This window comes from Lysinibacillus sp. 38-6 (assembly GCF_046245175.1).
In the GTDB taxonomy this organism is placed as follows: Bacteria; Bacillota; Bacilli; order Bacillales_A; family Planococcaceae; genus Lysinibacillus.
In genome coordinates this window covers 1,746,790-1,761,357 of the sequence record NZ_CP176417.1, presented here as the reverse complement: position 1 = coordinate 1,761,357, position 14,568 = coordinate 1,746,790, and the positions used below count along the sequence as shown (strand labels likewise).

General features: G+C 39.7%; 12 protein-coding genes. 10 read left to right on the top strand and 2 right to left on the bottom strand.

The annotated features are described in order from the left end of the window. The first annotated feature begins 8 nt into the window (after positions 1-8). On the top strand, positions 9-1,514 hold the full coding sequence (gene hutH / locus ACKVEV_RS09150; RefSeq protein WP_409370078.1) for a histidine ammonia-lyase: 1,506 nt from the start codon (positions 9-11) through the stop codon (positions 1,512-1,514). 142 nt (positions 1,515-1,656) lie between these two features. Here the strand turns inward: hutH and rpoN are convergent, their stop codons facing one another. Further along, entirely contained in the window at positions 1,657-2,916 is a 1,260-nt protein-coding gene (gene rpoN / locus ACKVEV_RS09145; protein ID WP_409370077.1) for an RNA polymerase factor sigma-54, read from the bottom strand. Between the two features lie 151 nt (positions 2,917-3,067). Next, positions 3,068-3,718: a hypothetical protein gene (locus ACKVEV_RS09140; protein WP_409370076.1), complete on the bottom strand. Its 651-nt coding sequence runs from the start codon at positions 3,716-3,718 to the stop codon at positions 3,068-3,070. Between the two features lie 627 nt (positions 3,719-4,345). Between ACKVEV_RS09140 and hemW the strand changes: the two genes are divergently transcribed. The 9 genes from hemW to deoC all read left to right on the top strand — a co-directional run bounded on the left by hemW (position 4,346) and on the right by deoC (position 14,469). After that, positions 4,346-5,491 carry a radical SAM family heme chaperone HemW gene (gene hemW, locus ACKVEV_RS09135; protein ID WP_409370527.1) on the top strand — a complete coding sequence of 382 codons (1,146 nt, stop codon included), beginning with the start codon at positions 4,346-4,348 and terminating at the stop codon, positions 5,489-5,491. Between the two features lie 89 nt (positions 5,492-5,580). Continuing rightward, positions 5,581-6,609, top strand: coding sequence for a heat-inducible transcriptional repressor HrcA (gene hrcA / locus ACKVEV_RS09130; RefSeq protein WP_409370075.1), 1,029 nt, complete (start codon positions 5,581-5,583; stop codon positions 6,607-6,609). Positions 6,610-6,626: 17 nt separating this feature from the next. After that, the gene (grpE, locus tag ACKVEV_RS09125) at positions 6,627-7,190 is read left to right on the top strand and encodes a nucleotide exchange factor GrpE (RefSeq protein ID WP_409370074.1); all 564 of its coding nucleotides are present in this window, start codon (positions 6,627-6,629) and stop codon (positions 7,188-7,190) included. A gap of 80 nt (positions 7,191-7,270) precedes the next feature. After that, the gene (gene dnaK / locus ACKVEV_RS09120) at positions 7,271-9,112 is read left to right on the top strand and encodes a molecular chaperone DnaK (RefSeq protein WP_409370073.1); all 1,842 of its coding nucleotides are present in this window, start codon (positions 7,271-7,273) and stop codon (positions 9,110-9,112) included. Positions 9,113-9,357: 245 nt separating this feature from the next. Beyond that, a complete protein-coding gene (dnaJ, locus tag ACKVEV_RS09115; RefSeq protein ID WP_409370072.1) occupies positions 9,358-10,479 on the top strand; it encodes a molecular chaperone DnaJ in 1,122 nt (373 codons plus the stop codon). A 21-nt stretch (positions 10,480-10,500) separates the two neighbouring features. Further along, complete coding sequence (gene prmA / locus ACKVEV_RS09110) at positions 10,501-11,442, top strand: 50S ribosomal protein L11 methyltransferase (protein WP_409370071.1); 942 nt, start codon at positions 10,501-10,503, stop codon at positions 11,440-11,442. Between the two features lie 76 nt (positions 11,443-11,518). After that, the gene (locus tag ACKVEV_RS09105; protein WP_409370070.1) at positions 11,519-12,256 is read left to right on the top strand and encodes a 16S rRNA (uracil(1498)-N(3))-methyltransferase; all 738 of its coding nucleotides are present in this window, start codon (positions 11,519-11,521) and stop codon (positions 12,254-12,256) included. A gap of 15 nt (positions 12,257-12,271) precedes the next feature. Next, a complete protein-coding gene (mtaB, locus tag ACKVEV_RS09100) occupies positions 12,272-13,606 on the top strand; it encodes a tRNA (N(6)-L-threonylcarbamoyladenosine(37)-C(2))-methylthiotransferase MtaB (protein WP_409370069.1) in 1,335 nt (444 codons plus the stop codon). A gap of 191 nt (positions 13,607-13,797) precedes the next feature. After that, a complete protein-coding gene (gene deoC / locus ACKVEV_RS09095) occupies positions 13,798-14,469 on the top strand; it encodes a deoxyribose-phosphate aldolase (RefSeq protein ID WP_409370068.1) in 672 nt (223 codons plus the stop codon). Positions 14,470-14,568 lie beyond the last annotated feature (99 nt).

The following is a 14,568-nucleotide window of genomic DNA, read 5'->3' as shown; positions in this document are numbered from 1 at the left end:
AGGTTTAAATGGAAGTTATTCAGTTGGATGGACATACATTAACGACAACGCAAATCGATCAAATAGCGAACGGACTTGCGCAAGTAGCGATTGCACCAAGTGCTTTAGCAAGAGTGCAAGCAAGTCGTGCACGAATTGAAAAAAGACTAACGGACGGACATACGATTTATGGGGTCAATACAGGCTTCGGTAAGCTAAGCGATGTTCAAATTGCCGAAGAGGATAATGAATTATTGCAATTGAATTTGTTACGTGCTGATGCGGTAGGCGTGGGTATGCCATTGGAAAAGACAATTGTTCGGGCGATGATGGTTTTACGTGCCAATGCTTTGGCGAAAGGATACTCGGGTATTCGCCAAGAAACATTGCAATTATTAGTGGATTTAATTAATCACCATGTTCATCCGATTGTGCCATCCCAAGGGTCTGTAGGAGCTAGTGGTGATTTAGCGCCACTGTCACATATCGCATTAGTGTTGATTGGGGAAGGTAAGGCAGAGTTAAATGGGGAAGTGCTGTCAGGACAGGAAGCGCTATCGCAAGTTGGGTTAACAGCAGTGCGACTGCAAGCGAAAGAAGGGCTTGCGTTAATCAATGGTACACAGGCGATGACAGGTATCGGAGTGATAACGATTAATGAAGCGGAACGACTCGGCTATGTAGCAGATATGGCAGCTTGTCTGACAATGGAAGCATTACAGGGTATTATTTCTGCTTTTGATGCAGATTTATTAGCCGTGCGTCCTCATGCGGAAATAGCTGCAGTCGGCACTCGGATTCGCAAGTGGCTCCAAGGTAGCGAACGAATTACAACGCAAGGTGCCATTCGTATGCAAGATGCCTATTCTATCCGCTGTGTGCCCCAAGTTCACGGTGCATCCTGGCAATGTTTTGACTATGTTCAGCAACGTCTACAAACGGAGATCAATGCGACGACAGATAACCCGATTGTATTAGAAAATGGCGAAGTGTTATCTGGGGGTCATTTCCACGGTCAGCCTATTGCCCTTGCGATGGATTTTTTGAAGGTTGGTGTAGCCGAGTGGGCCAATATTTCAGAGCGCAGAACAGAGCGTTTAGTAAATCCACAGTTAAGTGGATTAGCGCCATTTTTAGCAACGGATCCAGGTCTTGAATGTGGCTTGATGGTTGTACAATATGTGGCGGCATCACTCGTTTCTGAGAACAAAGTACTGGCGCATCCTTCAAGTGTCGACTCGATTCCGACCTCTGGAAATCAGGAAGACCATGTCAGTATGGGGACAACTGCTGCAAGGCAAGCGCGACAAATTGTCCATAATTGTGCACGGGTGCTTGCAATTGAATTAATTGCTGCATCTCAAGCGATATATTTAGAACAAGCAGAGCAGCAACTAGCACCTACAACAAGGAAATTTTTAGACATCGTACGATCATTTTGCCCACCATTAGAAGGGGATAAAGCGATAGGTGAAGAAACCGAAGCACTAGCAAACTATTTATTGACTAGTAATGATATTTTGGCAATTGGGTGAAAATTGTGTGAGTGCCTGGCACTTTACGCAAGGCACTCCGCCGCAACCGGATCGCGACAGCGGCGGTTGCGGCTTATTTTGTTGTTTGTTAAATGTGCAGAATAAGTTCTGAAATTTCAGAATTGTTTGGGTGCCTGGCACTCTATAATTGCTTTCGTTTGCTCGCTGCTTGTATGCCTAGTTCTTCGCGATATTTGCTAATCGTGCGTCGTGCAATTTGAATGTGATGGGTACTCGCTAATATTTCTGCAATTTTTTGATCAGATAATGGCTTTTGCTTATTTTCGGCATTAATAATCTTTTTAATCATTTCTAAAATCGACGTTTGAGAATGCTGCGCTTGCATATTATCTAGTTTAGAAGAAAATAAATCTTTCCATAGATAGGTTCCAACAGGCGTTTGTAGGTATTTATTACGAATTGCTCGGCTTACAGTTGAAACATGCATATCAATTTGTGTAGCGACGTCTTGCAAAGTAAGCGGTTTCAAAAACGCTGGACCGTGCATGAAAAATGGTTCCTGATGCGCCAAAACTACGGACATGATTTGAATAATGGTTTGTCGTCGTTGTTGTAAGCTATGTATAAGCCAGTTAAATTGCTTAAAATGTTGTTTTACATATTGTTGTTCAGATTTAGGTAAAAAAGAATGGATGTTTTGATAACTATTTTGCAAATGAACGGTCGGCAGTGTGCCATCATTTAAGCTAAATTGTAATGTGCCATCCTCTCTATAAACAATAATGTCCGGCGTTATATACAATGTTTCATGCTCTTGATTCATCGTACATGGAACGGGAGTTAGTTGTTGTAAACGATGAATACAGTCTGCCAATTGATCCTTTGACAGTTGAAGAGCTTTCTGTAACTCTTGGAATTTACGTTCTGCTAACAACGGGAGTCCCTGTTGAATGAGGTAATGCAAATCATTATCGTTATTGTCTATTTGCAATAAAAGACATTCTTGCAAGCTGCGTGCACCAATTCCAGGAGGTCCAATTTGCTGTAATAGTTGAATTGCATGGTCATGCTGTTGTGCTGAAATCTGCCTTAGCTTTGCAGGCGAATATCCTTTATCGTCTAAATACTGAATGACTGTTTGGACAATTTGTAAATCTTCCCCGATGAAAGTGAGTGTAGCTAATTGGTTTAATTCGTCGCGTAAATTAGGTTCTGCAATTTTTGCATACAAATCGCTCGGCACTGTCGAGCTGTATGGATTGCTCAATATCCGTTCCTGAAAAGTTGGTGTTTGTAACTCAATTAAGGGATTTTCTAATTGTTGTTCATATAAAAATTCTTCTAGTTCAAAGGTGTTATATTGTAGTATTTCAATAGACTGCTGTAATTGAGGTGTCATCATCATTTTTTGTTGCTGCTGTAGCTTTAAAATTGGTTCCATTATGAATCCTCCTGTCTATCACTTTTTAATAGCATATCATAAAACTGAGTGAATTTTCAGATAAATATCATCTTTCTACTAATTTATCTTTCTGAGGATAATCTTCATAAAAAAAGGATGGCCACCCGCCATCCTAGTAATAGTGTAACATTTAATATAATGCACCGTTCTTGGAGATGCTCACCGTAAAGTTAGCTGAAACTGGGATTACGACACCTTGGTAAGTGTAGTTGCCAGCAATGCTATAGCCAAAGTAAGTATATGGTTGAACCTGAGGCCAATACGCTACACCTGCATGCGTTTGACTCCAAGAACCTGAACCCCAACCTTTAGCAGTTGTAATGGTTCCTGGGCTTGTAAACACCATTCCATCACGGTCGCTATCATACGCTGATTGTGGAGAAACTATAGCATGAATGCTTCCTATAGTATGACCTGTTGTATTTATTACATTAAATGATTTTGTGAGACTTGTAACAATTTTTCGCGCTCGGTTATTTGAAGTGGCATTCTCTGCTAAAACAATGTTACTTGTCATTACTTCGTTTAATATGATTTTAAATTGTGATGGCTCCATCCATCCGTGTTCTTCAAAATACGCAAAATTGGCAACAGAGACATTTAAAACTTCTTGTCCTACATACTGATTTTGTAAGTCTTGTAAATCATTTAGATATTGCTGATAGTAGTTTTCTTTTTGTTCTTGTGATAAAACGAGCTCTGCGGCAAAAGCTGATGGAACAAATACTTTAACTACACAAAAAAATGCAAGAGCAATAATACTACAAATAATACGTCTCATGCTTCATTATTCCTCCCTATGTTTGTTGTAATTCTTATGCTGACATAGTGACGAAATGATCTATTTATTCGTGTATAGAGGTAAAGATATGTTATTCAATTAGCCAAAAATGTTCATAACTAGTACTGTTTATTTTTAAAAGGGCAACGGTTCTTTAGGTGTTGCTAAATGTCGGACTAGAGAATACATACTAATTGTCTGAAGAAATAGAAGATAGTGAATCTAAAGGGAATGTAAAAATGATGATTGACGATTAAATCATCATTATTTTAACAACATCAACGGAAATAACAGTACTTAGTTATGGCAAGTCCGCCTTTAATGTCAGAATAAGTGAAATAATCTATAATTATTTTATTTTATTAAAAATCCATCGTCAATTGCAATGAATTTTACATATAATGGATTTTAGGGTATGTCTATTGTCGTTTTGTTAAATATATTATTTATTTTTCATCATCAAAAGATTTTTTCTATAAAGAAACATATCTTGTCCTTGTTTTTATCAACATAATACCAACAAGCATTTTCAGATTATTCATCTATCTGGATGGATTCATGGCGTTCTTAAGAGCGTTTGTTTATAATGAGGAAATGGAAAAACTCAACGAGAAAGAAGGGATAGTTATGGCACGGGGTGTTTACATTCATATTCCTTTTTGTCATCAAATCTGCAATTATTGCGATTTCAATAAATTTTACTTTAAAAATCAACCTGTAGATGAATATATAGAAACGCTTGGCAAGGAGATGGCGCTTGCTACGGAAAAATATCCGCATCGTTTTCAACATATTGAAACGATTTTTTTAGGTGGTGGTACACCTACTGCATTATCTCCAGCCCAATTGACGAGACTGCTTACACTGATTCGCACGTATATTCCAATGGACAGTGTGACAGAATTTACATCAGAGGCCAATCCAGATGAGTTGTCAGAAGCGAAAATGCATGCGCTATTTGATGGAGGCGTTAATCGTTTAAGCATGGGCGTGCAATCATTCGATCAAGAATTATTGAAAAAAATTGGTCGCACCCACAGCAATACGCACGTATATGACACGATCGCACTCGCTAAAAAGGTTGGTTTTGAAAATATTAGCATTGATTTAATGTACGGCTTGCCTGGTCAAACGATGGCACAATGGAAAGATTCACTTGAAAAGGCATTCGCCCTTGACTTACCACATTTTTCTGCGTACTCGCTTATTGTGGAGCCTAAAACGATTTTTTATAACCAATATGCGAAAGGGAAACTTAGCTTGCCGACCGAAGATTTAGAAGCCGATATGTACGATGTACTTATGCAACAGATGCAGGCGCACGGTCTGATGCAATATGAAATTAGCAATTTTGCAAAGCCTGGTTTTAGTTCTACGCACAATAAAGTTTATTGGGAAAATGATGAGTATGCTGGTTTTGGTGCAGGTGCGCACGGCTATATAAATGGTATCCGTTACTCAAATCATGGACCATTAAAAAAATACATGGACGCTTTAAATGCTGGAGATTTGCCTATTATGCACGAGCATGTGGTGACGGCTACTGAACAGCGAGAAGAGCAAATGTTTTTAGGGCTGCGTAAAACGGATGGGATTGCACACGCTATATATGAAGAAAGATTTCAGGAATCGATGATGAACCATTATGGGCAAGTGATTGGCAAGCTAGTGTCAGAAGGACTTTTAGAACATGATGCAATTGGTATTCGCCTAACCCGCAAAGGGCGTTTTGTCGGAAATGAAGTTTTTCAACATTTTTTATTAGAAGATTGAGCGATATCGTTGACAGAAAATGTGGGATTTGATAACTTAATAATAGTATTAGCACTCCTCTTAGTTGAGTGCTAACAGAGGTGATAATCATGCTAACAAATCGGCAATTACAGATTTTGCAAGTAATCGTAGACGATTTTATTATGTCTGCACAGCCGGTAGGTTCTCGCCAAATCTCAAAAAAACAAGAGATTACATTTAGTCCAGCCACTATTAGAAACGAAATGGCGGATTTAGAGGAATTAGGTTTTTTAGAAAAAACACATACGTCCTCTGGTCGAGTGCCTTCGGAAAAGGGGTATAGATTTTATGTAGATCATTTGTTGAGTCCACAGGGCATTAATTCACGGGATATTCAGCAAATTCAATCGATTTTCAATGAACGTCTAGTAGAAGTAGAGCACATTATTCGAAAGTCAGCGAATATTTTATCAGAACTGACTTCGTATACTTCGATTCTTTTAGGGCCTGATGTCCAAAGGCATCGAGTAAAACGTTTTTCAATCGTGCCACTATCGACCGACGCAGCAGTAGCGATTATCGTAACGAATAACGGGCATGTTGAAAATCGCATGTTTAGTTTACCACCAAATTTTAATGCTGCTGAACTAGAAAAAATGGTGAACATCTTAAATGATCGCTTAGTTGGCGTTTCATTAGATGAAATCCATAAAAAGCTAGAAATTGAAATACTGGCTATCCTACAGCAACATGTGCAATCAGCGGATGACTTTATCCATTCGCTCGTTTCAGCTACGATGCAAAATTCGGAGAGTAAAATATTTTATGGTGGTAAAACAAATATGTTCAACCAGCCTGAATTCCACGATTTAAATAAGGTTCGGATGATTATGGACTTAATGGAAACGACAAGCCAAGTGCAGTCGCTTTTCCATCCGAACGAATCAGGTATTCATATTCGAATTGGCTCGGAAAATAAGCAGTTAGAAATGGAAAACTGTAGCGTCATAACAACGACTTATTCAATAGGTGAAGACCAACAAGGAGCCATTGCCATTATTGGCCCCACACGCATGGATTATAAGCGTGTCGTTGCTTTGCTTGAAGTAATGCGCATGGATTTATCTCTAGCCTTTACGAAGAATCGTAGTGATTGATAATGAGGAGGATTTAAGTGACTGAAACAACTGAAAACAAAGACCTTGTACAAGAAAATGTACAAGCTGAAAATGACTCTACTGAAGAGCAAACAGCAACAACAGTAGAACTTACAGTGGAAGAGCAGTATGAAGCGAAATTGGCTGAATTGCAAGCAAAGCTAGATGATGAAGAAAATCGTCACCTACGTCTGCGCGCAGACTTCGATAATTTACGTCGTCGTACACAGCTTGATCGTGAAGCTGCAGAAAAATATCGTGCACAAAATTTATTATCGGATTTATTGCCGGTATTAGATAATTTTGAGCGAGCTTTACAAATAGAACCAACTTCAGAAGAAGCTGTATCAATCGTAAAAGGCATCGAAATGGTTTATCGTTCACTAGTTGAAGCAACAGAAAAAGAAGGCTTACAAGTGATTAAAGCTGAAGGGGAACAGTTTGATCCAAACGTTCACCAAGCTGTTATGCAAGAACAAGATAGCGATAAAGAACAAGGTGTTGTGTTACGTGAGCTTCAAAAAGGTTATATCTTAAAGGATCGCGTTTTACGCCCAACAATGGTATCTGTTAACGAATAGGCATTTTACTATTTGGAAAATATAATATTTTAGTTAAATAACGCAGCATTTGCGTTTTAATAATAGGAGGAAATTTGACTATGAGCAAAATTATCGGTATTGACTTAGGAACAACAAACTCTTGTGTATCTGTACTTGAAGGCGGAGAGCCAAAAGTTATTCCAAATCCAGAAGGAAACCGTACGACTCCATCTGTAGTCGCTTTCAAAAATGGTGAGAAACAAGTTGGTGAAGTGGCAAAACGTCAATCAGTAACAAATCCAAACACAATTATTTCAATCAAATCAAAAATGGGTACTGCTGAAAAAGTAACAGTGGAAGATAAAGACTACACACCACAAGAAGTTTCTGCAATGATTCTTCAATATTTAAAAGGCTATGCGGAAGATTACTTAGGTGAAAAAGTAACGAAAGCCGTTATTACTGTACCTGCATACTTCAACGACGCGCAACGTCAAGCGACAAAAGACGCTGGTAAAATCGCTGGTCTTGAAGTAGAACGTATTATTAACGAACCAACAGCTGCTGCTCTTGCTTATGGTTTAGACAAACAAGATGTAGACCAAAAAGTATTAGTGTTTGACCTTGGTGGTGGTACATTCGACGTATCAATCCTTGAATTAGGTGACGGTGTATTCGAAGTATTAGCAACAGCTGGTGATAACAAACTTGGTGGGGACGATTTCGATGACGCAGTAATCGAATACCTAGTTGCTGAATTCAAAAAAGAAAACGGCATCGATCTTTCTAAAGACAAAATGGCTATGCAACGTCTAAAAGATGCTGCTGAAAAAGCGAAAAAAGATTTATCAGGTGTAACATCAACACAAATCTCATTACCATTCATTACGGCTGGTGAAGCAGGTCCATTACACTTAGAAATCTCTTTAACTCGTGCAAAATTTGATGAAATTACATTACCATTAGTAAACCGTACAGTAGGACCAGTACGTCAAGCATTATCTGATGCAGGTCTATCAACATCAGAAATCGACCAAGTGATTTTAGTTGGTGGTTCTACTCGTATTCCTGCAGTACAAGAAGCTGTACGTAAAGAAACTGGTAAAGAGCCTCACCGTGGCGTTAACCCTGACGAAGTAGTAGCAATGGGTGCTGCTGTTCAAGGTGGCGTATTAACTGGTGACGTGAAAGACGTTGTACTTCTAGACGTTACACCACTTTCTCTAGGTATTGAAACAATGGGTGGCGTGTTCACAAAATTAATCGATCGTAACACAACAATTCCTACATCTAAATCGCAAGTGTTCTCAACTGCGGCTGATAACCAACCAGCAGTAGATATTCACGTATTACAAGGTGAACGTTCAATGGCAGCGGATAACAAAACATTAGGTCGCTTCCAATTAGCGGATATCCCACCAGCTCCACGTGGTATTCCACAAATCGAAGTAACATTTGACATCGACAAAAATGGTATCGTGTCAGTTAAAGCGAAAGATTTAGGTACAAATAAAGAACAAACAATCGTTATTCAATCTGATTCTGGTTTATCAGACGAAGAAATCGAACGTATGGTAAAAGATGCTGAAGCGAATGCAGAAGCGGATGCAAAACGTAAAGAAGAAGCTGATCTTCGCAACGAAGCAGACCAATTAGTGTTCCAAGTAGACAAAACAATTGCTGATTTAGGTGAGCAAATTACAGAAGAAGAGAAAAAATCTGTTGAAGATGCTCGTGATGAACTTAAAAAAGCGCTTGAAGCTGGTGAGTTAGAAGGTATTAAATCAGCGAAAGAAAAATTAGAAGGCGTATTACAGCCTTTAGTAATGAAAGTATATGAACAAGCTGCAGCAGCTGCACAAGCGGCTCAAGGTGGCGAAGCAGGTCCAGATGCAAGCGCAGGTAAAAAAGACGATGGCATCGTAGACGCTGACTTTGAAGAAGTAAAAGACGACAAATAAGATAGTCACCAACAGCACAGTAAAGTGAAGAAGCCAAAGACCGCTTGCGGCTTTGGCTTTTCTCTTTCTATTCAATTGTTTAGAAGATGGTCTATTAATAAAATGAAAGTGTTCATGACAATTGCATGTGAACAAAGACAATCTAGTGACAATGATGAAAAAGAGAAAATTATAGCGAAAAAAGAAGCAGTTTTTTACACTGCATGTTACAATAGATTTTATGCAAAAAGAGCGGAGTGTGAATCATGGAGAAACGCGATTACTACGAGGTGCTTGGTTTAACGAAATCGGCTTCAAAAGATGACATTAAAAAAGCATACCGTAAATTATCAAAGCAATACCATCCTGACTTAAATAAAGAACCAGGTGCAGATGAAAAATTTAAAGAAATTGCGGAAGCTTATGAAGTGCTAAGTGATGATCAGAAAAAGGCGCGCTACGACCAATTTGGCCACGAAGATCCAAATGCTGGATTTGGCGGCGGTGGCTTCGGCGGCGGCGGTTTTGGCGGTTTCGAAGATATTTTCAGTTCATTCTTTGGCGGTGGTGGACGTCGACAAGATCCGAATGCACCGCGTAAAGGTGACGATCTGCAATACCGCATGAATATTAAGTTTGAGGAAGCGATTTTTGGGAAAGAAACAGAAATCGAAATTCCGAAAGACGAAACATGTGAAACTTGCCATGGCTCTGGTGCAAAACCCGGAACATCACCTGAAACATGTTCAACATGTAAAGGTGCCGGCCAAATTAATCAAGCTGTCGATACACCATTTGGCCGTATGATGAATCGCCGTACTTGTACGACATGTCATGGAACAGGTAAAATCATTAAAGAAAAATGTTCTACTTGTCGTGGTGAAGGTAAAGTACAAAAACGTAAAAAAATAAAAGTGTCAATCCCTGCAGGCGTTGATGACGGACAACAAATTCGTGTAACAGGTCAAGGTGAACCAGGTGTTAACGGTGGTCCAGCTGGTGACTTATACATCATGTTCCGCGTACAAGGGCACAAGGAATTCGAGCGCGATGGAGATGACATCTACTACGAATTAAAATTAACATTCCCACAAGCAGCATTAGGGGATGAAATTGAAGTACCGACTGTGCATGGTAAAGTCAAATTACGTATTCCAGCAGGTACTCAATCAGGTGCACAATTCCGTTTGAAAGATAAAGGTGTAAAAAATGTGCATGGTTATGGCACTGGTAATCAATATGTAACGGTTAGAGTTGTAACGCCAGAAAAATTAACAGAAAAACAAAAACAATTACTCCGTGAATTTGCGGAAATTAGTGGCGATATTCCAGAAGAACAAGGAAGCTCACTATTTGATAAAATCAAGAAAAAATTCCAAGGTGAATAATTAGAGGAGCTGAAGAGCTACGTGAAGTGGTCAGAATTATCCATTCATACAAAAAATGAAGCGGTGGAAGCAATTTCAAATATTTTGCATGAAGCAGGGGCTAGTGGTGTTGTCATTGAGGATTCAGCTGAATATGCGAAGCCACGCGAAGATCAGTATGGAGAAATTTACGCGCTAAATGAAGAGGATTTCCCAAAAGAGGGCGTTATCGTAAAAGCTTACTTAGCTGAGTCTAGCTTTTTAAATGAAACGGTCGAAGAAATCAAGGCGGCGATTACCAATTTAACGGAATTCAACATTGATATTGGCGAAAACGTTGTTTCAATTGTCGAAGTGAACGAGGAAGATTGGGCAACAGCGTGGAAGCAATATTATCACCCTGTTAAAATTTCAGAACGTTTTACAATTGTACCGACATGGGAAGACTATACACCCGTTTCAACGGATGAGTTAATCATTGAGCTTGATCCAGGGATGGCGTTTGGAACTGGTACACACCCAACGACGGTTATGTGCCTACAAGGACTGGAGAAGGTCGTCAAAGCAGGCGACACAGTGGTCGATATTGGCACAGGTTCAGGGGTTCTTTCAATTGGTGCTGCAATGCTTGGTGCGAAAAGCGTACATGCGCTTGATTTGGACGAAGTAGCTGTACGTTCTGCCAAAGAAAATGTTGCGTTAAACAAAGTAAGCGAGACGGTTGAAGTTTTCCATGGTAACTTATTAGATACAGTGAAAGAGCCAGCCGATGTTGTCGTCGCCAATATTTTAGCAGAAATCATTATGTCCTTTACTGATGATGCATTTACAATTGTTAAACCGGGTGGATTATATGTCACTTCAGGCATCATCGGAGCGAAACGTGATGATGTGAAAGCAGCGCTAGAAGCTTCTGGTTTTGTTATTGAAGAAGTATTATTAATGGAAGATTGGGTAGCCATTATTGCCCGTCGTCCTCAATAAATTGACCAAAGAAGCGCCAAATCGTGAGCCGAGTGCTGACGGTTTGGCGTTTTCTCTATCATGAGGAGTGATAACGATGCAACGTTATTTTATTGACACAGCAATTGATGCCGCTCGCATTACAGGTGAAGATGCGCGCCACATTACGCGTGTTATGCGCATGAAGGAAGGCGGAGAAATCATCGTTGTGGCACAAGACACAGCATATATTTGCACGATTACTGCATTTGAAAATGAAGAGGTCCTCGTGCAAGCGACAGGTCAAACTATTCCTTCTCCGGAACTACCTGTTCGTGTAACAGTGGCATGTGGGTTACCTAAAGGCGATAAACTAGAGCTTATTACGCAAAAAGCAACGGAGCTGGGCATGTATGCTTTATTACCATTTGAAGCGGAACGATCCATTGTGAAATGGGACGTGAAAAAAGGTGCGAAAAAACAGGAGCGCTTACAAAAAATTGCAAAAGAGGCAGCGGAGCAATCCCATCGCACACACATTCCAGAAATTTATGAACCCATTCATTTTAAACAGCTTGTTGCGCGAATAAGTGAGTTTGATGCTGTATTTATTGCAGATGAAGAAGATGCAAAGGCGGAAAAACGCACAAGGTTTGCGGATAAGCTGAAAAACGTGTATGATAAGAAGTCGAAATCAATCCTTATTATCTTCGGTCCAGAAGGTGGGATTGCGCGTAAGGAAGCGGATATGTTATTGGCAGCCGGCGCGCAAACCATGTCTCTTGGTCCAAGAATTTTACGTGCAGAAACAGCGCCACTATATGCGCTTTCTGCAATATCTTATGAATTTGAATGAAAGAGGTGTTTAGCCTTGTCAAAAGTGGCTTTTCACACACTTGGCTGTAAAGTAAATCACTATGAAACAGAGGCGATTTGGCAGCTGTTTAAAGAAGACGGCTATGAACGTACGGAGTTTGATCATCAAGCGGACGTTTATGTCATTAATACATGTACAGTGACGAATACAGGCGATAAAAAATCACGTCAAGTGATTCGTCGTGCAGTACGTCAAAATCCAGATGCTGTTATTTGTGTGACAGGCTGTTATGCCCAAACGTCACCAGCAGAAATTATGGCAATCCCTGGTGTTGATATTGTTGTAGGTACACAAGATCGTACGAAATTACTTGGTTATATTGAACAATATCGCAACGAGCGTCAACCAATTAATGCTGTACGCAATATTATGAAAAATCGTGTATACGAAGAATTAGATGTGCCGGCCTTTACTGACCGCACACGAGCATCGTTAAAAATTCAAGAAGGCTGCAATAACTTCTGTACGTTTTGTATTATTCCATGGGCGCGTGGTTTAATGCGTTCTCGTGACCCACAAGAAGTACTGAACCAAGCACAACAATTAGTGGATGCCGGCTACCTTGAAATCGTACTAACAGGTATTCATACGGGCGGTTATGGACAAGACTTAAAAGACTATAACCTTGCGCAGTTGTTACGTGATTTAGAAGCGAATGTAAAAGGCTTGAAACGTTTACGTATTTCTTCTATTGAAGCAAGCCAACTAACGGATGAAGTAATTGATGTGTTACGCGAATCGAACATCGTTGTTAATCATTTACACATTCCGATTCAATCAGGTTCGGATACAGTATTAAAAAGAATGCGACGTAAATACACAATGGAATTTTTCGGCGAACGCCTAACAAAATTGCATGAAGCATTACCTAATTTAGCGGTTACTTCTGACGTCATCGTTGGTTTCCCTGGCGAAACGGAAGAAGAATTTATGGAAACTTACAACTTTATTCGTGACCATAAATTTTCCGAATTACATGTGTTCCCGTTCTCTCCGCGTACAGGCACACCAGCTGCTCGTATGGAAGATCAAATCGACGAGGATATTAAAAATGAGCGCGTTCACCGCTTAATCGCACTTAATGACCAACTGGCAAAGGAATATGCATCTCGTTTTGAAAATGAAGTGTTAGAAGTAATTCCAGAAGAGTTTGTTCACGATGGTAGTGACGAAGAAGGCTTATTAACAGGTTATACTGACAATTACTTAAAAGTAGTTTTTGAAGGGCCTGAAAACTTAATCGGCCAACTGGTGAAGGTCAAAATTACGCAAGCAGGTTACCCGCATTCAAAAGGGCAATTTGTGCGCTTATTAGAAACTGTCAAATAATGATTTTAAAATTGCCTATCTGTTCAGATGGGCAATTTTTTTTTGATAGTATGCAGTGGAAACGGGCAATATAAAATTTAGCTATGCTGTACAAACAATGGAAAAGATTATGTTTATTAGACGGAAACGTCAAAACATGTTATTATTCCAGAGAGGTACGGACAACTTAAGTTAGAAGGAGCGCTTGTTAAATGAAAACAAATTATGCAAGTATGATTGATCACACATTATTAAAGGCTGAAGCGACGAAAGAACAAATTGAAAAGTTATGTGCAGAGGCAAAAGAATTTGGCTTTGCATCTGTTTGCGTAAACCCAACGTGGGTAAAATATTGCAGCGAGCTATTACAAAACTCAGACGTTTTAGTTTGTACGGTTATTGGATTCCCTTTAGGCGCTAATACATCAGCTGTAAAAGCATTTGAGGCAAAAGATGCCATTGAAAATGGCGCGCAAGAAGTGGATATGGTCATTAATATTGGGGCATTAAAAGATCGAAACTACGAACAAGTACAAGCGGATATTGCGGCAGTAGTCGAAGCGGCAAAAGGCAGTGCCATTGTAAAAGTCATTATTGAATCGTGCTTACTAACGGAAGAAGAAAAAGTAAAAGCGTGTGAATTATCTGTGGCAGCAGGAGCAGACTACGTGAAAACGTCAACAGGTTTCTCTACTGGCGGAGCAACTGCAGAGGACATTGCTTTAATGCGTAAAACAGTTGGCCCAGAGCTAGGTGTTAAAGCTTCAGGTGGCGTTCGCAGCTTAGAGGATATGCAAAAAATGGTTGAAGCTGGTGCGACTCGCATTGGGGCAAGTTCTGGTGTAGCCATTATGAAAGGCTTAATTGCTGATTCTAATTATTAATTTTCACATATATAGTGGTATGAAGAAAAATAGTGTACTGGGGATTTCTCCTAGTAGACTATTTTTTTTACTGTTTATGGGCAATTTGTCTGTAGAATA

Excerpts from the sequence above, each read along its gene's own strand:
- ACKVEV_RS09105 (WP_409370070.1), top strand. The coding sequence starts at position 11,519 with ATGCAACGTTATTTTATTGACACAGCAATTGATGCCGCTCGCATTACA.
- hutH (WP_409370078.1), top strand. The coding sequence starts at position 9 with ATGGAAGTTATTCAGTTGGATGGACATACATTAACGACAACGCAAATC.
- hemW (WP_409370527.1), top strand. The coding sequence starts at position 4,346 with ATGGCACGGGGTGTTTACATTCATATTCCTTTTTGTCATCAAATCTGC.
- deoC (WP_409370068.1), top strand. The coding sequence starts at position 13,798 with ATGAAAACAAATTATGCAAGTATGATTGATCACACATTATTAAAGGCT.
- dnaJ (WP_409370072.1), top strand. The coding sequence starts at position 9,358 with ATGGAGAAACGCGATTACTACGAGGTGCTTGGTTTAACGAAATCGGCT.
- rpoN (WP_409370077.1), bottom strand. The coding sequence starts at position 2,916 with ATGGAACCAATTTTAAAGCTACAGCAGCAACAAAAAATGATGATGACA.
- dnaK (WP_409370073.1), top strand. The coding sequence starts at position 7,271 with ATGAGCAAAATTATCGGTATTGACTTAGGAACAACAAACTCTTGTGTA.
- ACKVEV_RS09140 (WP_409370076.1), bottom strand. The coding sequence starts at position 3,718 with ATGAGACGTATTATTTGTAGTATTATTGCTCTTGCATTTTTTTGTGTA.
- hrcA (WP_409370075.1), top strand. The coding sequence starts at position 5,581 with ATGCTAACAAATCGGCAATTACAGATTTTGCAAGTAATCGTAGACGAT.